Raw genomic sequence first — 22005 nt, 5'->3', positions numbered from 1 at the left:
CGCGTACCGAATCAGTCCCGTTACGAGTCCCTGAATGCCAAAGTTTCAGTTTCTCGTGTTTAGTGATTTGAAAGATTCGATTTAGCGTATCGGTCAGATAGAATCGGTGGAAACCACGACTTCCAGCGAGACGATACTTGTTTGCCAGCTTATCGAAATTTGGAACGACGGCATCGCATTCAATTACGACGAACTTTTCGTTCGGGCCGTTCTTCCTGTTTCCGGATAAACGACTGCTTGTCTGTCATGGCAAGCAGGTCAAGCTGGGTAGCCGCGCGCTCGACATTCTGATTGCGCTCGTGCGTCGAGCCGGAAGCGTCATCAGCGCGCGCGATCTTCTCGCAGAAGTATGGCGCGATACGGTCGTCGAAGAAGGGAGCCTTCGCTTTCATCTCGTCGCACTGCGTAAAGCGTTTGCCGACGGCGATCCGGGCGTCACGTATGTGATGAATGTGCCCGGAAGGGGTTATACGTTTGTCGCGACCGTGACGCCGTGTGACGGAATTCAGTCCGGCGTCGAGCTCAAGACCACGCGTCCGTCGGCGCGTGGTCAATTGCGGTTCGCGCATACGGGCGCCGTCATCGTTGGCCGGGAACGCGAAATAGCGCATATCGCCCGGCAACTCGAAGAGCATAGGTTCGTCAGTATTGTCGGCGCGGGCGGAATGGGTAAGACGACGGTCGCGAATGCGGTGATCGACAGGCTGCGCGACGATTTCGACGGCAGGATCGTCTCCGTCGATCTCTCGGTGATTCAGGATTCGGAGCTGGTTTCGTCGACGCTGGTGGCCGCCTTGCGTGAAGGGCAGGAAGCAGCCGCGTCCATCAGCGAAGTATGTGCGTCGATTGGCCATACCCGATTGCTCGTGTTTCTCGACTGCTGCGAGCATCTGATAGACGGTGTCGCGCAGGCTGCGGAAGTTCTCTATCGAAACTCGAGCAGCATTTATATTCTCGTGACGTCGCGGGAAATCGTGAATGTCGATGGTGAATTCGTATTCCGCCTTCCTCCGCTCGACGCGCCGCCGCCGGGCGAGTCGCTCAAAGCACACGATGCGCAAAGCTATTCGGCAATCCGATTGTTCGTCGAACGGGTGGTGCAGGCCGGATGCCGTTTCGAATTGACCGACGATAACGCGCAGTCGGTGGGCAGGCTCTGCCGGGCTCTGGATGGCATTCCATTGGCGATAGAACTCGCCGCGCGACAGATGCCGACTTTCGGTCTCGTCGGGATTCTGGAACTGGTGGACAAGAAGAGCCGGCTTATGTGGCATGGACGCCGCACAGCGGTTCCGAGGCACCAGACGCTCGGCGCGACGCTCGACTGGAGCTACGGACTGCTGACCGGGCTGGAGCAGGTGTGTCTGCGCAGGCTGGCGGTGTTTGTCGGCTGCTTCGCGCTCGATGCGGCTGTGGCCGTGATCGGCGCGGAGGACATCGATCGCGCTGACGTGCTGAGAGCCATCAATCAACTGTCGAACAAGTCGCTCCTGGATGTGAGACCAGACGAGAGCGCAGTTCGCTACTTTCTTCTCGACACGACCCGCTCTTATGCGCGCGTGAAACTGGAAGAGGCCGGCGAGCTGGATCAGTTCTGCGCCCGCCACGCGTCGTACTATGCGGCGGCGTGGCCCGCCGACGGCTTGACGGAAAATGCGGGGGATAACTGGCTCGCCGATCTGGGCAATCTGCGCGCGGTGCTGGAGTGGACGCTCGTACGTGAACGGGACGCCGTTCAAGGTTGCAGGCTGGTCGCTTCATACGCGAAACTGCTGCTGCGAAAGTCGATGCTCAGCGAGGCCAGAAAATGGACCGAAATCGCATTGTCGAAACTGGACGACGGCGAACGAGGGAGTCTGACGGAACTGGATCTCATTGCGGCCTATGGCAATGCATTGCTGTTCACGGGCAGCGAAAGTACAGAGGTTGGACGGACGTACGAGCGCGCTCTTTCCATTGCATTGTCGCTAGGCGACTCGGTTCGACATGACAGACTGCTGTGCGGACTCATCATGTACCTCTATCGAACCAGCAATTTCGAGGGCGCCTATATGTTCGCGAGCGAAGCTGCGCAATGGATCATTGCGTGTGGACGCGACGCTTCGACGGTTCATTCGATGCTTGGCGTCGCGTTGCACATGAAGGGCGAGATCGCATCGTCGTCCGGTCTCTGGGAACCTGTGATTCTGTCGGCCAGGATGAACGGAGTGGATGCATTGCAGCAGGCGGAATTCGGCATCAATCCCTACCTGCGTGCGTTGAGCGGAAACGCGAGAAATCTTTGGCTGACGGGTCAGGCTTCGGAGGCAGAGCGCTTCGCGAATGACGCCATTGAAAGCGCACGCTTGCTGTGCCATCCGGCCACTCAGTGCGTGACGCTGCTATGGGCCGGAGAAGTTTTCGCGTGGGCAGCGAACTGGCCGAGACTGAACGAAATAACGGATGAATTCGACGCCATCGTCAAGGTGAATGGATTCACGCCATTCCGTTACGTGGTGCTAGGGCTTCGCGGTCAGCTTTCTTATGCCGAGGGCCGATTAGAGGAAAGTATTTCGCTGCTGGAGAGCTGCCTCGAAGGTATGACGAAGTGCCAGTACACGATGTCGGCGTCGATGTTCAGGAATTCGCTGGCAATGGCGCTATGCGCAAGCACCGATACCATGCGCGCGATTCTGGTCTGCGAGGAAGCGATCAAGGCAATCGAGCTGAACGGCGACGAGTTGTACCTTCCGCGGCTGCTCATGACCAAGGCTCATGCTCTTCGTCTTGAAGAAGATCACGACGCAAGCACTGCTTGCTTGCGCCGTGCGTTTCTTTTGGCGAGGAAGCAAGGCGCGACCGCCTACGAGTCGCAAATCAGGCAATGCGGTTCATATGATGTGTGAGCTGACGATAAGCGGCGTGTGTGTCGGCGCACATGCTTGCTGGCCCACAGAAAGGAGCCGGCGCGCGAACCACCGGTATAAGACGAAGAGTGCTGGCGTGAAGGCAACGAATGCGACTTGCCATCCAAAGCGGAGAATGCTGCTCAACAACACGTCAATGTGTGTCGCAAGCAGCGCGCCGAGGAGAAGTCCCACGCATGCCCATATGCTAATGCTGATGCAATCGTGAAGCAGAAAAGAGCGTGTTCTTATCGCCGTGGCCCCGCAAAGAGGCACGGCGACGAGCGACAAGCCCGGCACGAAGCGGGTGATGACTAGCACGCGTGTACCCCAGCGCGCGAAGTATCGTTCGACCGTCGTGATACTGCCTTGCGTCGACGGCGACAGTTCGATCACCCGTCGGAAAGCGCGTTTCCCATAGCGTCGGCCGAGAAGAAACCAGACCAGGTCGCCAATGACACCACCGGCGACGGCAGCGCCGAACAGCGCGCCAAACTGCAGCAGCGTATGCGAGAGGTCTTGCTGGGCGAGCGCTATGCTCGCTGCAATCATCATCAGTGTCGTGATGGACGGAAAGGGCAGGCCGAGCGACGACGCGAGTACATTGAAGAAGACGATCAACGCGCCATACCGCGAAAGCAGTTCATGTGACACCATCTTGCTCTCCTGTAAGCGACCTTGCCGTGCTCATCGACACAGGCAAGAAGCTGCGACGTGCAATCGGTCTGTGTCATTCCTCGGACGCCGATGAAAAAAGATACGCGTTCGATGTCCGCATGAAATTGCCCAACGCAACGGGGCATAGCGAGCAGTTCTTCGTCCATGCGAGGCCGGTAAGGACTCCGGCCCGTGCGTTCGATTTGCCATGATTTGCCTCGGTTTCGACTGACACCTGCTCTGGCGGGCGGAGCATCTGCCGCGTGCGTCTGTCACCCGTCATGTCTTCAACTGCATCCTTGCTAGCGATAGCAATCGTGTTCATTTCTTTGTTCTGGTTCGATAGCGGCCTAAGCGTTCGAGCGGGCTAGAAACTGGTCTCTATCGTAGGTATATCCGCCGCCTTGCAGAAGACCGGCAACGGCGGTTTCCATGTTGCCGGGAGGACAACAATAGCGGGGCGTTCGCCTCTGCCATCAGGCACGAAGTGTGACTGCAGATTAAAAAGGGCAAGCACGGCAGTGCTTGCCCTTACTGGTCGTCTTTCGACCGGGTTTAGCTCTGGATGAACGCCAGAAGATCTGCGTTGAATTTCTCTTTGTGCGTGTCCGTCAAACCATGCGGCGCGCCGGGATAGACAATCAGTTTCGAGTTCCGGATCAGCTTCGCGGACGCACGACCTGCAGCGTCAATGGGCACGATCTGATCGTCGTCGCCATGGACGATCAGCGTGGGAACGTCGATCTTCTTCAGGTCTTCGGTAAAGTCCGTTTGCGCAAACGCCGCGATTGAATCGTAGGTGTTCTTGTGGCCGCCTTGCATGCCCTGCATCCACCACGAATCGATCAGACCCTGCGAGGGCTTGGCACCCGGACGATTGAAGCCGTAGAACGGACCCGCCGGCACGTCCTTGTAGAACTGCGAGCGGTTCGCCAGTTGCGCTGCGCGCAGGCCATCGAATACGTCGATGGGTAATCCGCCTGGATTGGCAGGCGTTTTCAGCATCAACGGCGGCACAGCGGAAACGAGCACGACTTTGGACACACGTTTCGTGCCATGCCGGCCGAGATAGCGTGCCACTTCTCCGCCACCCGTAGAAAAGCCCACCAGAATCGCATCCTTCAGCCCGAGCGTCTCGAACACGGTGGCGAGATCGTCCGCATAGGTGTCCATGTCGTTGCCGTTCCAGGGCTGGCTCGAACGTCCATGGCCGCGACGATCGTGCGCGACGGCGCGATAACCGTGCGACGCAACGAACATCATCTGTGACTCCCAGCTATCTGAGCTGAGCGGCCAGCCATGACAGAACACCACGGGGCAGCCGGCGCCCCAATCCTTGTAGTACAACTGCGTGCCGTCTCTCGTCGTGATGTAGCTCGCCGGATGTTGGCCATGAGGCTTCGACGCGCCTGACGACGCGCCCGGCTGCGCTGCCTGCAGCGTACACGGAATCAGTGATGCCGCGATGCCGCCAGCGGCTGCGGCGCTGCCGATCAGAATGTTCCGGCGCGCGGGATTCTGCTTCTGGTTACTGTTTTTCGACATAGTCATTGCCCTTGTTTTAATGCCTTGCTCTAAATGCACTACCCATTCGACCTATAGCTCGTCGGTGCCCCTAGCGTGTCAGCCCGAATCATGTCGAATGCGTTTCTCGGCAGCACGCCGGCTCGCTGTAACGGCCGGAACACCGGGTCGCCGCGACGAACGGGGACACCTGTCAGACCGCAAATGCCTGAAGTGCGCGCAAAGCCTGCGCGCCATGTCTGATCTTCGAACCTGCCCAGCGTCGAATCGCTCCACGTAACCAGAATCGTGCAGGTGGTCTGCCACTCGATGCGGCGGATCGATGAAGCATTGGCCATCGCGGTGGTCATCGGACTGCAGCGCTCGCGCGGCCCGCGCCCTGCGGACGCGGGATTTTGCTGCGCAGTGAACCGGCTGCGGCCGTGCAACCCGCTGACAATCTGGAACCATGGATCGATTCTGTTCATTTCCAACCTCTCTACGATGTGGCGAACTGCGTCACGACTCGCTCGTCTCGCCAGCCACGACGAGCGCGACGACATTCACGATGCCCTGCCTTGCCATCTTCGTGTACGGGCAAAACCGCTCGGTTTTGCGAACCAGCTCTTCGGCGACGGCACGATCGACGCCCGGCAAATGGACGCGCGTATGGGCGCTCAGCACGAACAGGCCATCGATCGGGTCCCGGCCGAAATCGACGGTGACATCGACTGACGCGTTGTGAATGCGAACAGCCGAGCGGGCCGCCAACAGACTGAGCGCGCCATGAAAACAGGCCGCATACCCCGCGGCGAATAACTGCTCCGGATTGGTTCCTCCACCGGGTCCGCCGAGCGCTTTGGGCATGCGTAGATCGACGGCGAGCTGCCCGTCGTCCGAGCGCGCGATACCCGACGCGCGTCCATGACCCGTGCCGCCGCCCGTGACGGTGACTGTGGTCGAATACAGGATTTGAGGCTCATGTCCGGAGTACTTGTCGAGTAGCGTCAATGGCGGTGGGCGTAGCGTTGTCATTCGTCTCGGTGTTTAGTGGTGACTTGTTTCGTTGCGCGGGAGCGCGCGATTCGACGTGTGCTCTTTCTGCGCAGGGTGAATCGTAGGGGGAAGCGGCGGTGCGCAGAAGACTCGCGGAGGGGAGCATGGTGTTGCATCCGGAACATCAATCCAGACGCTTTCGAATTTGGGGGCGTGATGAGGTGAATCTGATGACTCGGGCGTTCGCCGGCGCAGTGTCGCCTTGTGAAGAAATTGACTCTTCAGATAATTCGGATGGCGAATGATGTGGGGTGAATCAGGTATATCGAGCAAATGCCTTGAGACGCAAGCACTACGCCGCTAACCCGCGTGCAATTCGAACGAGCGAATCATTTCCGCAACCAGCCGTTCAGCTTCGTCGCGGTCGCGGACGTTCGTGAATCCCATCAACAGGCCGCGCCGTCCGGGCGCGCCGTTGCGCCATGTCGTGAGCGCATGCACGGCTAAGCCTGCGTTGCGGGCGCGACTGGCCAGCACGACATCGTCGAGATCGTCGCGTACGTCGACGAGAAGGTGCATGCCGCCGTCCTGCAAATGGACGACGAAGCCTTCGGCAGCGTAAGGCGCGAGCGCTTCGGCCAGCAGCGCGCGGCGTCGGGCGTAGAGCGTTCGCATTCGCTTGATATGTCGCGAGAAGTGGCCCTCGCTGATGAACTCGGCGACAGCCGCTTGTAGCAGTTCGGGGCAACCGCCATGCGTGGTACACCTGCACGCCAGTTCGAACTGCGGAACGAGGCTTTGCGCGACGACCACATACGAAAGCCGCAGCCCCGGAAACAGCACCTTGCTCAGCGTGCCGCAATAGATCACCCGGCCGCCCGAGTCCATGCTTTTCAGCGCGGGCAAGGGATGCCCGCGATACCGGTACTCGCCGTCGTAGTCATCCTCGACGATCCACGCGTCACGCTCGGCCGCCCAATCGAGAAGTTCGACGCGACGCTGTAACGGCAACGCGACGCCAGTCGGACTCTGGTGCGACGGCGTGACGACGGCAAGCCGCGCGTGTGGGAAATGCGCGCGTCCAAAGGCGACGTCGATGCCGTGTTGATCCACGGATACATCGCAGACCGGCAGGCCGAGCCGTTTCAGCGTTTGCGCAGTGGGCGGATAGCCCGGATGCTCGACCCAGGCGCTTTCGCGTGCAAGGCCGAGTGCGTCGACGGTCAACGCGAGGCTCGCGGTATAGGCGGGCACGATGAAGACCTGGCCCGCATCCGCGTCGATGCCGCGCGAGCGGTGCAGATAGGCCGCCAGCGCCTCGCGCAACGGCATGTAACCGGCGGGCTTGGGTTTGGTGAGCGATCCCGCCTTGCGAACCTGCCGCGCCATCACTCCTGCCCAGAGCTTCCTTGGGAATTCGTCGAGCGCGGGCAGCCCCATCTGAAACGGTGCGGGACTGCCGCCATCCACTTCGATGATATTGCCGGGTGCGCCCTCTGCCGGCAGCGGGGGGGCGACGACAGCCGCTTGCTTCGCGCGAGCGGGCTGCGCCGGGGCCGTGTGTTCCGAAACGAATGTCCCTGCCGGACCATGGGCAACGAGGTAGCCCTCGCCGAGCAGGCGGTCGTAGGCGACCTGCACGGTGCCGCGAGCCACGCCCAGTTCAGTCGCCAACGCCCGCAAGGACGACACCTTCTGGCCGGGACTGAGCTGTCCCTGTTCGATCATCGCGCGAAACCGCGCATAGATCTGCTCATGGATGGGGGGAGCGCCGGGTTTCGCCCGGGCCGTTGGCTGTGTCATGGCCTGGTCTAAAGCAGGAAAAATGGCCCTGTTGGCTGGGTCATCGAACGACGACACTGAAGCCTACACCAACCCCTCCCGATCGGCATCATGACTGACACACTGACCCTCCGACATGCCGAAACAGATGCCGATGTGATGGCCTGTTTCGACGTCATGCATCAACTGCGTCCCCAATTGAATTCGGCCGAGGACTTCCTCGCTCGTGTCGCGCTGCAACGTGCCCAGGGCTATCGCCTGCTAGGCGTTTGGGAAAACGGCGAGGCCGTCGCGCTGGCCGGCTATCGGCGCATCGACAACCTGATTCACGGCCGCTTCATCTACGTCGACGATCTGATCACGGACGAGGCGGGACGCGGCCATGGTCATGGCGAACGCCTGCTTGCCGAACTGGGTACGCTGGGCCGCGCGGAAGACTGTCAGCGTCTCGTGCTCGATACGGCGCTCGCCAACGCGCTCGCGCAACGCTTCTATTTCCGCTGCGGCCTGCTTGCCCGCGGCCTTCACTTCAGCATGGAGCTGGCATGAACAGCCTCAAGGTGTTGCTGCTCGATTGCAGCCCCCGGCGCGACAACTCGACGAGCCGGCACTTCACCCGTCATTTGCTGCCAGCCATGGCCGAGCGTCTGGGGCGGGACATTCAGATCACGCGGCGCGAGCTTGGCACGCAACCGCTGCCGCCCATCACGGAAGCGCACGCGGAATCGCTCGTGTTGCCCGGTAACGTTGCGAAAGAGCGGTTCGGCGAGGCGCTCGCCGTATCGGACGAACTGATTCGTGAACTGGATCAGGCGGACATGCTCTGGATCTCGACGCCCGTACACAACTTCACGGTGCCTGCCGTGCTCAAGAACTGGATCGATCACGTGGTGCGTATCGACGTGACGTTTGCCGCGGGCGCGAACGGCAAGGTCGGCTTGTTACGCGACCGCCCCACCTTCGTTGCCGTGACCGCCGGCGGCGCGATGTTCCGGGAGCCTGCCTATCAGCCGGACTTCTTTCGACCTTATCTGTCCGCCGTGCTGGGCGTGATCGGACTCAAGGACGTCACGTTCATGCATGCGGCTGGCCTCGTATCGACGGACGAGCCGCTTGCGCTCGTCGAGGCAAAGGCGGCGCAGTGGCTGCGCGACAACCCGCAGCGCCACGCGTCATCCGAATCCAACACTTCTTCTATTGCTTAACCATTACTTTCTGGAGCTCATCATGAATGCACCTCGTCTCGCGTGGACTACCCTCGCACCCCTCCAGTTCAAGTCGCTGTATGCCGTCAGCCAGTCGCTGGCCGAGTCGTCCCTTGGCAGCAAGCTGATCGAACTCGTGCAGACGCGCGTGTCGCAAATCAACGGCTGCGCCTACTGTCTCGACATGCATGCGCGCGAACTGCGCAAGGGCGGCGAATCGTGGCAGCGCCTGAACGTATTGTCGGCGTGGCGCGAGACCCACTTCTTCACCGCCAAAGAGCAGGCCGCGCTGGCGTGGGCTGAATCCTTGACACGCCTTGCTGATGGTCATGCGGATCGTGAAGTCGAATATCAGGCATTGCGCGTGTACTTTAACGACGGGGAAATCGTCGAGTTGACGTGGGCCGTCGCCGTCATCAACGCGTGGAATCGTATGGCGATTGGCATGCATCAGCCTGTCGATGCAAACCCGATCGACTAACGGCGCGAAAAGCGAGGCATAGCGATGTGACGCGGCGAGCGTGTGACATGCATTCAAACGCAGTACGCCGCCTTACAAATTGATTTTCTATTTTCCTGAAGAACGTCTATGTTTTTATGGTGCGTTTTCTTTACGCGCGCGGGGCTTACCGGCCCCCTGACGATTCTTCAGGTGCATCTGCCACCTCGAACGCCACCCGCGGTGTTTGCCGCGTCCCGTTTTCCATAAACCAGGCAGCAGGCCAGACGCGCAGCCGTGCGACGGCTCGTTCCGGCCGCGCGGGGAATCACGAGCAGTGCCTGTCGAGCACCGCTTACCGCTGCGTCGGCTTTGACGAAGCCAACGCAACTGCTCCAAAACCTGCTGTCGTATTGAAGGAGTCAAATCATGAACACACGAATCATCCTTTCGGCAGCGTGTACTGTTGCGCTCTCTCTGACGAGCGTGGCGCATGCTCAGGGCACGCCGGCCCAACAGAATGCGCAACCGGCCCCAACCACGTCCACGCCCGGCACTACCGAGTACGGCGGCGTATCCGGAACCACCATGGCGATGGGCAATGCAGCCCACCCGGCATGGACACTGCCCGCCAGTTGCGGCCATATGGCCCGGTGCAACCCGAATTCGGGCCACTGAACGAGCGGTTGCGATTGAACGGTTGAAAGTTCTGCAACGATCGACGATGGAGGGTGACTCATGAAGATCGTTATCATTGGCGGCACGGGCCTGATCGGCACGAAGACGGCCGCTATCCTGCGTCAGGCTGATCACGATGTGGTCGCCGCTTCGCCCAGAAGCGGCGTCAACACCATCACGGGCGAAGGGCTCAAAGCGTGCCTGACGGGCGCGCAGGTGGTCATCGACCTGTCCAATTCGCCCTCGTTCGAAGACAAGGCGGTGCTGGCATTCTTCGAAACCTCCGCCCGCAACCTTCGCACGGCCGAGGCGGAGGCGGGCGTCCGGCACCATGTCGCGCTGTCCATCGTGGGAACCGATCGCACGCCCGAGAACGGCTACTTTCGCGCGAAGGTCGCGCAGGAGAAGCTGGTTGAGTCTTCCGGCGTTCCCTACACGATCGTCCGCTCGACGCAGTTCTTCGAATTCCTTGGCGGCATCGCCGATTCAGGCATGCAAGACAACGCGGTCCGGCTCTCGCCTGGTATGTTCCAGCCCATCGCGGCCGATGACGTCGCCGCGATCGTCGCCGATGTCGCGCTTGCCGCGCCGCGCAACGGCATCATCGATATTGCCGGACCCGAACGCGCGCCGTTCGACGAAATCATCGCCCGCTATCTGAAAGCGGCCGGCGATCCGCGCGAAGTCGTGCGCGACCCTGAGGCCCGTTACTTCGGCGGCCTGGTCGGAGATCTTTCGCTTGTGCCGCTCGGCGAAGCGCGCCTTGGCAAGATCGGTTTCGACGAATGGTTTCGCCGCTCGCAGAGCAAGGCCTGATTGCGCATCCTTCTAACTAACAACAGGTGTGACATGAAACGCATCCTCTGTTCGCTACTCATCGCGAGCTTGCCGTTCGGCAGCGTGCTTGCGCAGGCACCAAAAGAAAAGAGCGCCAAGGTGACGCTCGTCTATCAGCACGAACTGCCGAACGTTCCGGGCAAGAGCATCAAGGGCGTGCTGGTCGAGTATGGTCCGGGGGGCTATTCGGCCGGTCATACGCACGCGAAGTCCGCGTTCATCTATGCGACCGTGCTCGAGGGTGCGATCCGCAGTCAGGTCAATGACGGACCTGTGACGGTCTACAAGGCCGGGCAGAATTTTTCTGAACTGCCCGGCGACCGCCACGGCGTCAGCGCGAACGCGAGCAAGACGAAGCCGGCGAAGCTTCTCGCCGTCTTCGTGGTGGATACGAACGAGACGGAACTGACGACGCCATTCGGGAATTGAGCCCAAGGCTCAACGGGTTCGTCTGCCGAGTTCGTCTGCGCGCCGGCAGACGGCTTGCATCAGCACGGTCGCGCTGCGCGACGGTGGGGAGAACTTCGAATAGACGAATGTCGCTACCATCTCCAGATCCTCGACGAGCGGGCGCACGATGCAGTCGACATCGCCCGCTGCGAACTCGTCGACGATCGCCAGTCCTAGTCCGCCGCGCACGAGTGCGAGCGCCTGATCGGCGCGCGTGACGTCGACCACCGATGTCAGTTCGACATTGGCCTGCTGGCATGCGCGCACGATGATCGTGCCGAACGGGATGTCGCGCCGGAAAAGAATCATCGGCTCTTGCTCCAGGTCCGCGAGCGCGATCCGCTCGCGCTCGGCGAGCGGATGGCCCGGCGGCAACGCGCACACCATTCGCCCGCGCATGAACGGCACGGCCTCCAGATGCTCATGCTCGATTGGCAGCGACGTGATTGCGACGTCGACGGTTTTGCTCAACACTTCGAGCGGCAAGTCGGCCATCAGCGTGGTATGCCAGTCGACGCTGAGCCCCGGCAACTGCCGCTTCAGTTCAACGATGGCGGGCGCGACCACGCCAGGCGCAAGCGAAGGGCTGCACGCGACGCGCAGCAGGCTGGCCGGGCCAAGCGCGAGTGCCCGCGCGAACTCATCGACACGCAGCGCCGATTGATAAACCTGCTCGACCTCGCGATACAGCGCCTGCGCTTCGGCCGTCGGGATGAGCCGGCCTTTCGCGCGCTCGAAGAGCCGCAGTCCGAGCGTGGTCTCCGTGTGCGCGACCAGTTTGCTGACGGCGGGCTGCGAGACGTACAGCATCTTCGCGGCCGCGTTGATCGAGCCCGTCAGCATCACCGCGCGGAACACTTCCATCTGTCGCAGCTTGAAACGCATCGTTGTTCCGTATCCGTGCAGAGATTAACCAAAGGTTATAGGGTAGCCTAAACACGGCATACGACAGCGGCACGGCAACCCACTAGTATTGCCGTGCCGCGATTTGCGCTGCTGCGCGCAGCGAACACGACGGCCTGCATGGGGAACCTGAGATGAGCGTATTCGACGAAGACAAGATCGACTGCCACTGCCATATCTTCGATCCCGTTCGTTTTCCGTACCGGGACGACACCGCGTATCGGCCTGCACAGCAGGAGATCGGCACGGCCGCGCAGTTCGTACACGTGATGGACGCGTATCGCGTGCGGCACGCCCTGCTGGTCGGCCCGACGAGCGGCTACCGGACCGACAACCGCTGCCTGGTCGATGCATTGGAGACGTACCAGGAACGCTTTCGCGGCATCGCGGTGGTCGATAACGATATCGGCCGAGGCGAGCTTGTCGCGCTGCGCCGCGCGGGCGTGGTTGGCGTCGCGTTTAATCCGGCGATGGAAGGCGTCGAACTCGTGCGCGATGCAGGTGCGCTGTTTGCGCTGCTGGCCGACCTCGGGATGTTTGCGCAGATCCAGGTGTGTGGCGATCAACTGGTCGCGTTGGCGCCATGGCTCGCGCAGCAGGAAGCGCAACTTCTGATCGACCACGGCGGTCGGCCCGATATCGACGCGGGCATCGCTCAGCCAGGCTTCCAGGCGCTGCTGCGGCTCGCGGATTCCGCGCGCGCGACCGTCAAGCTGTCCGGCTGGCAAAAGTACTCGCGCAGGGCGTATCCGTATGAGGACGCATGGCCGTACGCGCACGCGCTGCTTGGCGCCTTCGGCCCGCAACGCTGCATGTGGGGTTCCGACTGGCCGTTCCTGCGCGCGCCGGAGCGGCTCGACTATGGGCCGCTGCTGACGCTGTTCGAGCAGATCGTTCCCGACGCGGAAACCCGGCATCAGATTCAGTGGGAAACGCCGCGACGCCTTTTGGGTTTCGACGCTCAACGATCTTGACACCCGTATCAATGATGGAGAAACAACGCTTGGAACACATCGTCAATCGACACGGCCTCGACATGCCGAAGCTCGGCCTCGGCACCTGGCCGATGCTCGGCGAAGACTGCACGCGCGCGGTCGTTCAGGCTCTGGAACTCGGCTATCGGCATATCGACACGGCAGCGGGCTATCAGAATGAGGATGCCGTCGGTGCCGCGCTCGCTGCGTCGCCGGTGCCGCGGGAGCAGATTCACGTGACCAGCAAGGTCTGGTGGGATCAGCTCGAACCGCAGGCGCTGCGCGCGTCGTGCGAGCGCTCGTTGCGCGATTTGCGTAGCGAGTACGTGGATCTGTTTCTGATTCACTGGCCCACGCAGGACATGGACTTGCGCCGCTCGATTGATGCGCTCGTCGCGCTGAAGGAGCGCGGGCTTGCGCGGGCGATTGGCGTTGCTAACTTCCCGTTGCCGCTGTTGCGTGAGGCCGTCGAGACGATCGGCGCGCCGCTCGCGGCGATACAGGTCGAGTATCACGTGACGCTTGGTCAGTCGAAGCTGCTGGATTTCGCGCGGCTGCATGAGATGGCGCTGACGGCGTATAGCCCGCTTGTGCGTAATCGTGTGTCGGAGATTCCCGCGATCGTTGATATTGCGCGCAAGCATGGTGTGCTGCCGACGCAGGTCGCTCTGGCCTGGCTGCTTGAGCAGGCGAATGTTGCTGCTGTGCCGAAGGCGAGTGGTGCGGCGAATCAGACTTCGAACTTGGCGACGCTTGATGTGCGACTTGACGATGAAGACCGCGCGGTGATTGCTGCGTTGCCGAAGGACGAGCGGCTCGTGAGTCCTGTGTTTGCGCCGCAGTGGGATGAGGTGGTGTGATTTTTTGCTGCGCAAGCGGTTTGGTTTTGGTTTGCCTTTGCGCTGGCGTCCGCGCTTTGCCTTTGGGCTTCATGCGCCGCGGTTTGGTTTGCTTGCGTTTTCGCTGGCATCCGCGTTTTGTTATCGTGCTTCAAGCGTCGCCCCTGTGCGGGGCGGCACCTACTTTTCTTTGCCGCCGCAAAGAAAAGTAGGCAAAAGAAAGCGGCTAACACCGCCAGTTCTTCTTCTTGCCTGAGGGCCCCCGAAGGTTCTTACGCTTCACACGGCAATCACGTGACCCACGTTTGTTGCCAGCGCTCTTGCGGTGCTCATCACCCGCTTCACGCATCCGCGTTGCAGCATACCGTGCCAGATAGTCCACGGCCGCCCAGGTGGCAAACTGTGTGTAGGCCGTAGTGCCACACACGCCACACTTCGGACCGATTGCGCACGCGTTCCACCCTGAAAGAGCGCCGAGCTATACGCCGCGACAACCTACACACAGTTTGCCACCTGGGCGGCGCAAACCATTCGCTGCCGCGAGCTCTTGTTCGGGTGTTTGAAGCGGGTGAGACGCACATTCAAAGCGTTGGCAACGCACGCAACCAGAAATGCTGCCGTGTGAAGAGTAAGGCCCGTTGGGGGCCCTCAGGCAAGAAGAAATGTTGGCGGTGTTAGCCGCTTTCTTTTGCCTACTTTTCTTTGCGGCGGCAAAGAAAAGTAGGTGCCGCCCCGCACAGGGGCGACGCTTGAAGCACGAAGACATAGCGCGGATGCCAGCGCAAAGGCAAACGCACAACAGAAAGGCCTGCGCAGCAAACACCGCATCGCGGATGCCAGCCCAAAAGGCAAACATACAACCCAAAGGCCTGCGCAGCAAACACCGCATCCCGGATGCCAGCGCAAAGCACCAGCAAACCAAAACCAAAACCAAAACCAAAACCAAAACCAAAACCAAAACCAAAACCAAAACCAAAACCAAAACCAAAACCAAAACCAAACCGCTTGCGCAGCAAAAACCACCACCTCGCAGCCGCGAGCACAAAAGCAAAACCCCCAAACCGCCCGCGCCGCGCAGGCAGCACCACTATCGCACGCGAGCAAACAACGGCGAAGCAAGACTCGCCGCCGCGAGTTCACTAGCAGCAGCAACCAGCGTCGGCCCAAGCGTCTCCATGCGCTTTTCCGTGAGCCGCACGAGCGGCCCCGCAATGCTGATCACACCAATAGCCGGATAGCCACGCCGCTGCACGGGCGCCGCCATCGCCGTCATCCCCGGCGCGAAGACTTCGTTGATCGTTGCATACCCGCGCTCCCGGGCGGCATGAACAAACTTCAGCAATGCGCCAATCGTAGTGGGCGCCTTAGGCCCATATTGCTTCGGCGAGCCGAAACCCTGCCGCGTGACGAGTTCGAGCGCGCGCTCGTCGGTCATCGTCATCATCCACGCGTGACCTGTCGCGCTGCACGACAGGATCGTATCCATGCCCATATCCGGGTCGTAGCGCAGACCCTTTAGCGCACCTTGCGATTTCGCCACCCACGTCAGCCTGTCGCCGTCGACGATAGCGAGCCGCACCAGTTCGCCCGATCCCTCCGCCAGCCGGTCCAACATGGTCTGCGCAATATCGACGATGCCCGAAGTCGCCAGATAGCTGAGTCCCAGGCCGACCATCTTCGTCGTCAGCACGTAGTCGCCGTGCTCGCGAAGCTGCCGCACATACCCGCATTGCTTCAGATCGACCAGCAGCCGGTGGCAGGCGCTGCGAGGAATCTCCAACTGGTCCGAGATCAGCGCGAGCGGTGTTCCCTCCATTTGCGTAGCCAGAAATTCAAGGACGGCCATGGTCCGTTCGGTCACGCCGGGCATCGTACGTGTCTCCTGTTTGCATGAATTTCTCGCGATGATTGCACGATGCGGGATGAAATTCCAGCCTGGAATGGCGTCCCAGCTGCGCTGTTAATCTGTGCAACAACTCGCGACGCCATGCGTCACTGCAACGGCGGCAACGGCGCGAGCGAAGAAAAGAGCAACGCGGCATATGCCGCCGAAACGACAAAGGTTTGGAGAGGAGACACCATGAACAACCCATCGCATCTACCCGCGCAACAGGCGATGCGCACCCGTGCCGTCACGGCGGCCGCTATCGGCACCGCGCTCGAATGGTTCGACTTCACGCTGTACGGCGCACTGGCCGCGACCGTGCTGCCCAAGCTGTTCTTTCCCGCGATGGATTCGACCTCCGCGTTGCTGGCTTCGCTGGCAACGTTCGGCGTCGGCCTCGCGGCGCGGCCGCTGGGCGCCATCATCTGCGGGCATCTGGGCGACAAGCTCGGCCGCCGCAACCTGATGCTCGCGACGGTGTCCGTGATGGGCCTGTCGTCGATGCTGATGGGACTGCTGCCGACTTACGCGAGCATCGGCGTGTGGGCGCCGTTGCTGCTCGTATTGCTGCGCATCTTGCAGGGCTTTGCGCTGGGCGGCGAATCGACGGGCGCGCAACTGATGGCGATCGAACATGCGAGCGCCGACCGGCGCGGCAAATACTCGGGCCTGCTCGGTTTGTGCTCGCCGCTTAGCCAGATCATGGCGAACGGCGTGTTGCTCGCGCTGTCGTCGACGATGTCGACTGCAGCATTCGACAGCTACGGCTGGCGCATTCCGTTCGTGATGAGCTTCATTCTCGTGATCGTCGGCGTGTATATCCGTCTGCGGGTCAGCGAGACGCCCGCGTTCGAAGCGCTGCGCAAGACGGAAGTCGTGGAAGTGGGCAGTCCGTTGCGCGATGCGCTGCGTCTGCACTGGCGCACGGTGTTGCGCTGGATGCTGTTCTTCTGCGGCCCGGCGGCGATCTTCTATCTGATCGTGGTGTTCTCGCTCAGCTATGTGACGAAGACACTCGGCGTGCCGAAGCAAACCGGCTTTCTGCTGCTGATGGGCGCGAATGTCTGCGCGATCGCCGGCGCGCTGGCGGGCGGCATGCTGAGCGATCGCATCGGACGACGCAAGGCTCTTGCGCTGGGATCATGCATGACGCTCGCCATGCTCTTCTTCTATTTCCAGATTCTCGACACGAAGAGCTTCCTGCCGATGCTGCTTGCAATGGGCTTCTTTCTCGGCTTTACGCAATTCCAGAGCGGCATTCAGCCGGTCGCTTTCGCAGAAGCCTTTCCGACCAACGTGCGCTATTCGGGCTCCGCGCTCGCGTACACGGGCGCCAATCTCGTGGCCGGCGGCCCGATGCCCGTGCTCGCCGTGTGGCTGTTCGCAGTGTGCAACGGCTCGCCGTGGGGCGTGGTGGCCGTATGCGTGGCGTTCAACGTGATCTCGCTCATCGCGATTCTGACTGCACCCGAAACGCTCGGCATCGATATGAACCGGGCCGATTCCAAAGCGGAAGTGCTGGGCGCTTCCACGCACGGCTCGATGCAATCCCATTCCCATTGAAACGCAGGCAAGCAAGATGAAACCAACGGTTTATGTGTTGAACGGTTCGAACCTCAACATGCTCGGCAAACGGGAGCCGCATCTGTACGGCACGACGACGCTCGCGCAGATCAAGGAAAGAACTGAAGCGCTCGCGGAGGAACTCGGCGTGTACTGCGAGTTTCGCCAGACCAATCACGAAGGCGTGATGGTCGACTGGCTGCAGGAAGCGTTCGAAGCGGACGCGGCCGTCATCATCAATCCCGCCGGTTTTTCGTTCGCGTCGATTCCCGTGCTGGATGCCGTCAAGCTGATCCGTCAGCCGGTGATCGAAGTACACATCACGAATATTCATCAGCGTGACGAGCAATACCGGCACTCGCTGATTTCGCTGGCGGCGCGCGGCGTGATCTGCGGTCTGGGCCCGGAGGGCTATCTGCTCGCGATGCGGGCTGTCGCGAGCAGTCTTTCGCAGCAGGCTGCTACAGCGCGATGAAACAGACAGCCTAGAAGCGGTCGATCATCCCCAACTGCACGCCTCGCACTGTCGCGCCTGGCCACGACGGTGCGAGGCCCGTGACGTTCACGCCCTTGAGCGTGAATTCGCCCTGTCCGCGATTTCTCAACCAGCCCGCGCTCGCATAGAGCAGTACGCGTTTCGACAGGTCGTATTCGCAGGCGGCGCTGAACTGGTCGGCGTTATTGTCGCCGCCCGAGCGGTCGCGCAGATACGCGTAGCCGAGTGACGCACGAAAGCGTGCATTGACCGCGTAGCGCGCCGACACCGATACACCATCGTTGTGATAACGCGGCGTGCCGCCATCGCCGTTGAAGAACGAAACGAAACCGGTCAGCGCGCCATACGCGTACGACATGCCGCCAAGATTGGCCCGCAGCGCGCCGTCGCCATGCGTCTGTTGATGCGCATAGGAAACCCGCAAAGGGCCGTCGCGCCACGCGAAAGTTTCAATATGGCCGGCGAGACCGTTGCCGTCGCCGTCTGCGGGGTCGCGCACCATCGCCATGAATGTCGTCGAGAAACCGTGGAATTCGGGTGACAGATACGTGATCGCGTTGCTCGCGTACGGGGTGATCTTCGACAGATTGTTGAGGCCCGAGGCGATCGTGCCTGCGCCGAACGCGTCGAGTTGTCCCTTGAACGGGATGTAGATCGGCGAATACTGGCGGCCGACGCGCACGGTGCCATACGGCGTCGCCGCGCCGATCCACGCCTGGCGATTGAAGATCGTATTCGCGACGGCGAGCGAGCCGTTGCCTGAGCTAAATCCATTCTCCAGGTCGAACAGAATCTGGACGCCGTTGCCGATATCTTCCACGCCGCGCAGCCCCACGCGCGAACCGCGATACGCGCCGGAATCCATGCGCGCGACGGAGCCCGCGCCCGGGTTGGTGATTTCGATGCTGGTGTCGAGCGCGCCGTAGAGCGTGACGGACGCCTGCGCGTGAGCGCTTGCGACGTGCGCGGCGAACACGGCGAATGCAATGGACGTGCGTCGCACAGAAGGCGACGCAAGTAATAAACGTTTCATGAGGGAGGAGGTGAGTCTGTGCGCAACTGGCACGATGGCGACCGCCCGATGCGCACAGCGAATGCGCGCGCATCGGGCTCGCACTGCACGCGTTATTGCGGCAGCGCGTAGGCGATCACGTAGTCGCCGCGATCTGGCGACTGGCGCGCGCCGCCCGCCGAGATCACGATGTACTGCTTGCCGTTGAGCACATAGCTCATCGGCGTGCCCTGGCTGCCCACGGGCAGTCGTGCCTTCCAGACTTCCTTGCCTGTCGAGCTATCGAACGCGCGCAGGTAGTAGTCTTGCGTCGCCGCGAAGAATACGAGGCCGCCGCCCGTGCTGAGCGAACCGCCGATCGTCGGCATGCCAATCGGCGTGGGCATGTGCATCTGCACGCCCCACAGACGCGTGTCGCGCACCGTGCCGAGCGGCACCTGCCACGCGATGCTGCGCGTTTTCAGATCGATTGCCGTCAGGCTGCCGAACGGCGGTTTCTGACACGGAATGCCGAGCGGCGAGAAGAAGCGGTCTTTCGTCACCGAATACGGCGTGCCGCCGAGCGGCACCGCGCCCATGCCTGCGTTCACTGCTTCGTTGCCATTCGACGTGCCGCCCTTGCGCTCTTCCTTGACGAGATGAACCCACAGCCCGAGGCGCATGTCGTTCACGAAGATCATGCCCGCGTTCGGGTCGTACGACAGCCCGCCCCAGTTCATCCCGCCGAGCGAGCCGGGGAAGCTCAGCGACGTGTCCGTGTCCGGTGCGGTGAACAGGCCGTCGTAGCGCATGCCGTGGAAGATGATGCGGCACATCATCTGGTCGACGGGCGTCATGCCCCACATGTCGGCGCCCTTCAGCACATCGGCGCCGATTTGCGGCATGCCGACCGACAACGGCTGGGTCTTCGCATAAGGCTCGTCCGGAATCGTCGCGGACTTGACCGGCTGTTCGATCACCTTCGTCAGCGGCTTGCCCGTCAGACGATCGAGCACGAACAGCTGCCCCATCTTCGTGCCGACGATCAGCGCCGGCACCGTTTTGCCGTCGACGGGGAAATCGACGAGCGTCGGCTGCATGGGGACGTCGTAGTCCCACAGATCGTGATGAACGGTCTGGAAGTGCCACTTCTCGGCGCCCGTCGTCGCGTCGAGCGCGAGAATCGAGGCGCCGTAGGATTCGTCGAGCTTGGTGCGCTTCACGCCCCACAGGTCGATCGCCGCGCTGCCGACGGGCATGTACACCGTGTTCGACGTGGCGTCGTACGACATCGGCGCCCATACGTTCGGCGTCGAGCGCACGAAGGTCTTGCCGGGCGCGGGCGCCTGTTTGTCCTGCGGGTTGCCCGGATCGAACGCCCACTTCATCGCGCCCGTCATCACGTCGAAGCCGCGCACCACGCCGCCGGGCATGTCGAGCGACACGTTATCCGCGACACGTCCTCCGACCACGACGGTCGTGCCCGCGACGGTCGGCGGCGACGTCAGTTCGTACAGCGGGCTCGCCGCGTGGCCGAGGCCGGCCTTGAGATCGATCACGCCGTGATTGCCGAAGTCTTCGCACAGCTTGCCTGTGTTGGCATCGAGCGCGACGAGCTGCGCGTCGATCGTGTTCATGTAGATGCGGCGACGGCAGGCGGCGTGCTCGTCCGGCAGTGCAACGGGTGTGACAGGCGTCGAACCGGAAACGCTCGGCTGCTGCACGGGTTTCGTCGCGTCGAAATACGCGAGGCCGCGGCAGCGCACCCAGACAGTCGTCATGGTCGGGAATTCATGGCGCCATTTCTCGCGGCCGTTCGAAGCGTCGAGCGCGATCACCGTGTTGTGCGGCGAGCACACGAACAGCGTGTCGCCGATCTGCAGCGGTGTTTCCTGATCTTCCGCGCCGCCGCCACCGGGGCTGACGGGCACGTCGCCCGTGTGATAAGTCCACGCGACCTGCAGGTTCTTCACGTTATTGCGATCGATCTGCATGGAGCCCGTGAAGCGGTCACCGCCCGCCGAGTGGCCGTATGCGGACCAGTCGCCCGTGCCGGCATCGCCCTTCGCATTGATCGCGTTGGCCTCGGTGCCGAACGTGCCGTGCGGCACGAACATGCCGTACACGAACAGCGCGTTACACGCCAGCAGCGCCAGGCCCGCCGTCCACGCGGCGCCCTTCGCCGGGCGCTTGCCCTGGAAGCAGCGCAGCGCGGGATACACGGGCGCGAGCAGCATGCCGATCATCGTGAACATGAAGATGCGGGCCTGCAGCGGCCAGAAGTCGAATCCGCTTTCCCAGATCGCCCACAGCACGGTCGCAACGATCACGAGCGCGAAGATCACACACGCGCTCGATTTGCGTCGCGCAAGCTGGATGCCCGTCGCGCAGACGGCGAGGCCCATCAGAAGGTAATACCAGGTGCCGCCGCGCGCGACGAGCAGCGCGCCGCCGATCGCGAAGTACAGGCCGAGCAGCAGGCCGAGCGCGCCGGCGAGCGTCAGACCGACGCGGGCCGTCGTCGATAGTGGCTTAGTTTGAGGTTGCTTGGACATTGCTTGTCTTCATGGGTACGCAAAAGTTGGGGCATGCGAAGCGCTACGGGGCCGGGCATTCGCGTACAGCCGGCCGCGAGGTCGACGCGCGATCGCTTCCATCGTGATGGATTGGCTCGGGCGGCCGTTCAGTCGGGGCTTGCGCGGTGACGATCGGCCAGCTCAGCGCGCTTCGGCATGCGCTTCGAACAGCGCGAAGCGCTGTTCGCACTGAGCCGTGGGCATCGCTGTATCGCGCGCCGGGCGATGGCTAGGCGCGACAAATGCGATGTGGGCAAATGCGCCCAAAAATACGGCGCTGATTTGCATAGGACTAACTAGTTCGTACATTTTAACGCAAAACGCGCGGACACCCAAACCGAGGCTG

General features: G+C 61.9%; 22 protein-coding genes. 11 read left to right on the top strand and 11 right to left on the bottom strand.

What is annotated here, in order from left to right:
* Window positions 1-137: 137 nt before the first annotated feature.
* Window positions 138-2885, top strand: coding sequence for an ATP-binding protein (locus tag C2L65_RS40875; protein ID WP_042305611.1), 2748 nt, complete (start codon window positions 138-140; stop codon window positions 2883-2885).
* Here the strand turns inward: C2L65_RS40875 and C2L65_RS40870 are convergent.
* The 6 genes from C2L65_RS40870 to pdxR form a co-directional block, all read right to left on the bottom strand.
* A complete protein-coding gene (locus C2L65_RS40870; protein WP_233446663.1) occupies window positions 2871-3506 on the bottom strand; it encodes a DedA family protein in 636 nt (211 codons plus the stop codon). The genes C2L65_RS40875 and C2L65_RS40870 overlap by 15 nt on opposite strands.
* Before the next feature lie 109 nt (window positions 3507-3615).
* Window positions 3616-3867, bottom strand: coding sequence for a hypothetical protein (locus tag C2L65_RS40865; protein WP_042305610.1), 252 nt, complete (start codon window positions 3865-3867; stop codon window positions 3616-3618).
* A 230-nt stretch (window positions 3868-4097) separates the two neighbouring features.
* Window positions 4098-5087, bottom strand: a complete 990-nt coding sequence (locus tag C2L65_RS40860) for an alpha/beta fold hydrolase (protein ID WP_042305609.1) — start codon at window positions 5085-5087, stop codon at window positions 4098-4100.
* 38 nt (window positions 5088-5125) lie between these two features.
* Window positions 5126-5533, bottom strand: a complete 408-nt coding sequence (locus C2L65_RS40855) for a DUF3331 domain-containing protein (RefSeq protein WP_042305608.1) — start codon at window positions 5531-5533, stop codon at window positions 5126-5128.
* A 31-nt stretch (window positions 5534-5564) separates the two neighbouring features.
* Window positions 5565-6080 (bottom strand): Ohr family peroxiredoxin, encoded by a 516-nt coding sequence (locus C2L65_RS40850; RefSeq protein WP_042305607.1) that lies wholly within the window; start codon window positions 6078-6080, stop codon window positions 5565-5567.
* Window positions 6081-6401: 321 nt separating this feature from the next.
* The gene (gene pdxR / locus C2L65_RS40845) at window positions 6402-7844 is read right to left on the bottom strand and encodes a MocR-like pyridoxine biosynthesis transcription factor PdxR (RefSeq protein WP_042305606.1); all 1443 of its coding nucleotides are present in this window, start codon (window positions 7842-7844) and stop codon (window positions 6402-6404) included.
* A 90-nt stretch (window positions 7845-7934) separates the two neighbouring features.
* Here pdxR and C2L65_RS40840 point away from each other — a divergent pair, with 90 nt between their 5' ends.
* The 6 genes from C2L65_RS40840 to C2L65_RS40815 all read left to right on the top strand — a co-directional run bounded on the left by C2L65_RS40840 (window position 7935) and on the right by C2L65_RS40815 (window position 11411).
* Entirely contained in the window at window positions 7935-8372 is a 438-nt protein-coding gene (locus C2L65_RS40840; RefSeq protein WP_042305605.1) for a GNAT family N-acetyltransferase, read from the top strand.
* Window positions 8369-9028, top strand: a complete 660-nt coding sequence (locus tag C2L65_RS40835; RefSeq protein ID WP_042305604.1) for an FMN-dependent NADH-azoreductase — start codon at window positions 8369-8371, stop codon at window positions 9026-9028. The genes C2L65_RS40840 and C2L65_RS40835 overlap by 4 nt, the downstream gene beginning before the upstream one ends.
* A 22-nt stretch (window positions 9029-9050) precedes the next feature.
* Window positions 9051-9509, top strand: a complete 459-nt coding sequence (locus C2L65_RS40830) for a carboxymuconolactone decarboxylase family protein (RefSeq protein ID WP_042305603.1) — start codon at window positions 9051-9053, stop codon at window positions 9507-9509.
* Window positions 9510-9896: 387 nt separating this feature from the next.
* Complete coding sequence (locus tag C2L65_RS40825) at window positions 9897-10145, top strand: hypothetical protein (RefSeq protein ID WP_081920795.1); 249 nt, start codon at window positions 9897-9899, stop codon at window positions 10143-10145.
* Window positions 10146-10205: 60 nt separating this feature from the next.
* Window positions 10206-10961: an SDR family oxidoreductase gene (locus tag C2L65_RS40820; protein ID WP_042305602.1), complete on the top strand. Its 756-nt coding sequence runs from the start codon at window positions 10206-10208 to the stop codon at window positions 10959-10961.
* Between the two features lie 33 nt (window positions 10962-10994).
* Window positions 10995-11411, top strand: coding sequence for a cupin domain-containing protein (locus tag C2L65_RS40815; protein WP_042305601.1), 417 nt, complete (start codon window positions 10995-10997; stop codon window positions 11409-11411).
* Window positions 11412-11420: 9 nt separating this feature from the next.
* Here C2L65_RS40815 and C2L65_RS40810 read toward each other — a convergent pair whose 3' ends face one another.
* Window positions 11421-12317: a LysR family transcriptional regulator gene (locus C2L65_RS40810; protein WP_042305600.1), complete on the bottom strand. Its 897-nt coding sequence runs from the start codon at window positions 12315-12317 to the stop codon at window positions 11421-11423.
* A 152-nt stretch (window positions 12318-12469) separates the two neighbouring features.
* Between C2L65_RS40810 and C2L65_RS40805 the strand changes: the two genes are divergently transcribed.
* Both C2L65_RS40805 and C2L65_RS40800 read left to right on the top strand, forming a co-directional pair.
* The gene (locus C2L65_RS40805) at window positions 12470-13309 is read left to right on the top strand and encodes an amidohydrolase family protein (protein WP_042305599.1); all 840 of its coding nucleotides are present in this window, start codon (window positions 12470-12472) and stop codon (window positions 13307-13309) included.
* Between the two features lie 29 nt (window positions 13310-13338).
* Complete coding sequence (locus tag C2L65_RS40800) at window positions 13339-14169, top strand: aldo/keto reductase (RefSeq protein ID WP_042305721.1); 831 nt, start codon at window positions 13339-13341, stop codon at window positions 14167-14169.
* Window positions 14170-14840: 671 nt separating this feature from the next.
* Here the strand turns inward: C2L65_RS40800 and C2L65_RS40795 are convergent.
* Together C2L65_RS40795 and C2L65_RS40790 are read right to left on the bottom strand one after the other, a co-directional pair.
* Window positions 14841-15164, bottom strand: coding sequence for a hypothetical protein (locus tag C2L65_RS40795; protein WP_158660430.1), 324 nt, complete (start codon window positions 15162-15164; stop codon window positions 14841-14843).
* A gap of 71 nt (window positions 15165-15235) precedes the next feature.
* Complete coding sequence (locus C2L65_RS40790) at window positions 15236-16018, bottom strand: IclR family transcriptional regulator (protein ID WP_007736279.1); 783 nt, start codon at window positions 16016-16018, stop codon at window positions 15236-15238.
* A 210-nt stretch (window positions 16019-16228) separates the two neighbouring features.
* Here C2L65_RS40790 and C2L65_RS40785 point away from each other — a divergent pair, with 210 nt between their 5' ends.
* On the top strand, window positions 16229-17596 hold the full coding sequence (locus C2L65_RS40785; protein WP_042305598.1) for an MFS transporter: 1368 nt from the start codon (window positions 16229-16231) through the stop codon (window positions 17594-17596).
* A gap of 16 nt (window positions 17597-17612) precedes the next feature.
* Window positions 17613-18071, top strand: coding sequence for a type II 3-dehydroquinate dehydratase (locus C2L65_RS40780; RefSeq protein ID WP_042305593.1), 459 nt, complete (start codon window positions 17613-17615; stop codon window positions 18069-18071).
* Between the two features lie 10 nt (window positions 18072-18081).
* Here C2L65_RS40780 and C2L65_RS40775 read toward each other — a convergent pair whose 3' ends face one another.
* Window positions 18082-19125 (bottom strand): porin, encoded by a 1044-nt coding sequence (locus C2L65_RS40775; RefSeq protein WP_042305592.1) that lies wholly within the window; start codon window positions 19123-19125, stop codon window positions 18082-18084.
* Window positions 19126-19217: 92 nt separating this feature from the next.
* Window positions 19218-21638, bottom strand: coding sequence for a membrane-bound PQQ-dependent dehydrogenase, glucose/quinate/shikimate family (locus C2L65_RS40770; RefSeq protein ID WP_042305591.1), 2421 nt, complete (start codon window positions 21636-21638; stop codon window positions 19218-19220).
* Between the last annotated feature and the right edge of the window lie 367 nt (window positions 21639-22005).

This window comes from Paraburkholderia terrae, assembly GCF_002902925.1.
GTDB lineage: Bacteria > Pseudomonadota > Gammaproteobacteria > Burkholderiales > Burkholderiaceae > Paraburkholderia > Paraburkholderia terrae.
The sequence above is the reverse complement of the archived record's forward strand: the minus strand, read 5'-3'. Positions and strand labels throughout refer to the sequence as shown.

Excerpts from the sequence above, each read along its gene's own strand:
- C2L65_RS40865 (WP_042305610.1), bottom strand. The coding sequence starts at position 3,867 with ATGAACACGATTGCTATCGCTAGCAAGGATGCAGTTGAAGACATGACG.
- C2L65_RS40860 (WP_042305609.1), bottom strand. The coding sequence starts at position 5,087 with ATGTCGAAAAACAGTAACCAGAAGCAGAATCCCGCGCGCCGGAACATT.
- C2L65_RS40855 (WP_042305608.1), bottom strand. The coding sequence starts at position 5,533 with ATGAACAGAATCGATCCATGGTTCCAGATTGTCAGCGGGTTGCACGGC.
- C2L65_RS40850 (WP_042305607.1), bottom strand. The coding sequence starts at position 6,080 with ATGACAACGCTACGCCCACCGCCATTGACGCTACTCGACAAGTACTCC.
- pdxR (WP_042305606.1), bottom strand. The coding sequence starts at position 7,844 with ATGACACAGCCAACGGCCCGGGCGAAACCCGGCGCTCCCCCCATCCAT.
- C2L65_RS40840 (WP_042305605.1), top strand. The coding sequence starts at position 7,935 with ATGACTGACACACTGACCCTCCGACATGCCGAAACAGATGCCGATGTG.
- C2L65_RS40835 (WP_042305604.1), top strand. The coding sequence starts at position 8,369 with ATGAACAGCCTCAAGGTGTTGCTGCTCGATTGCAGCCCCCGGCGCGAC.
- C2L65_RS40830 (WP_042305603.1), top strand. The coding sequence starts at position 9,051 with ATGAATGCACCTCGTCTCGCGTGGACTACCCTCGCACCCCTCCAGTTC.
- C2L65_RS40825 (WP_081920795.1), top strand. The coding sequence starts at position 9,897 with ATGAACACACGAATCATCCTTTCGGCAGCGTGTACTGTTGCGCTCTCT.
- C2L65_RS40820 (WP_042305602.1), top strand. The coding sequence starts at position 10,206 with ATGAAGATCGTTATCATTGGCGGCACGGGCCTGATCGGCACGAAGACG.
- C2L65_RS40815 (WP_042305601.1), top strand. The coding sequence starts at position 10,995 with ATGAAACGCATCCTCTGTTCGCTACTCATCGCGAGCTTGCCGTTCGGC.
- C2L65_RS40810 (WP_042305600.1), bottom strand. The coding sequence starts at position 12,317 with ATGCGTTTCAAGCTGCGACAGATGGAAGTGTTCCGCGCGGTGATGCTG.
- C2L65_RS40805 (WP_042305599.1), top strand. The coding sequence starts at position 12,470 with ATGAGCGTATTCGACGAAGACAAGATCGACTGCCACTGCCATATCTTC.
- C2L65_RS40790 (WP_007736279.1), bottom strand. The coding sequence starts at position 16,018 with ATGCCCGGCGTGACCGAACGGACCATGGCCGTCCTTGAATTTCTGGCT.
- C2L65_RS40785 (WP_042305598.1), top strand. The coding sequence starts at position 16,229 with ATGAACAACCCATCGCATCTACCCGCGCAACAGGCGATGCGCACCCGT.
- C2L65_RS40780 (WP_042305593.1), top strand. The coding sequence starts at position 17,613 with ATGAAACCAACGGTTTATGTGTTGAACGGTTCGAACCTCAACATGCTC.
- C2L65_RS40775 (WP_042305592.1), bottom strand. The coding sequence starts at position 19,125 with ATGAAACGTTTATTACTTGCGTCGCCTTCTGTGCGACGCACGTCCATT.
- C2L65_RS40770 (WP_042305591.1), bottom strand. The coding sequence starts at position 21,638 with ATGTCCAAGCAACCTCAAACTAAGCCACTATCGACGACGGCCCGCGTC.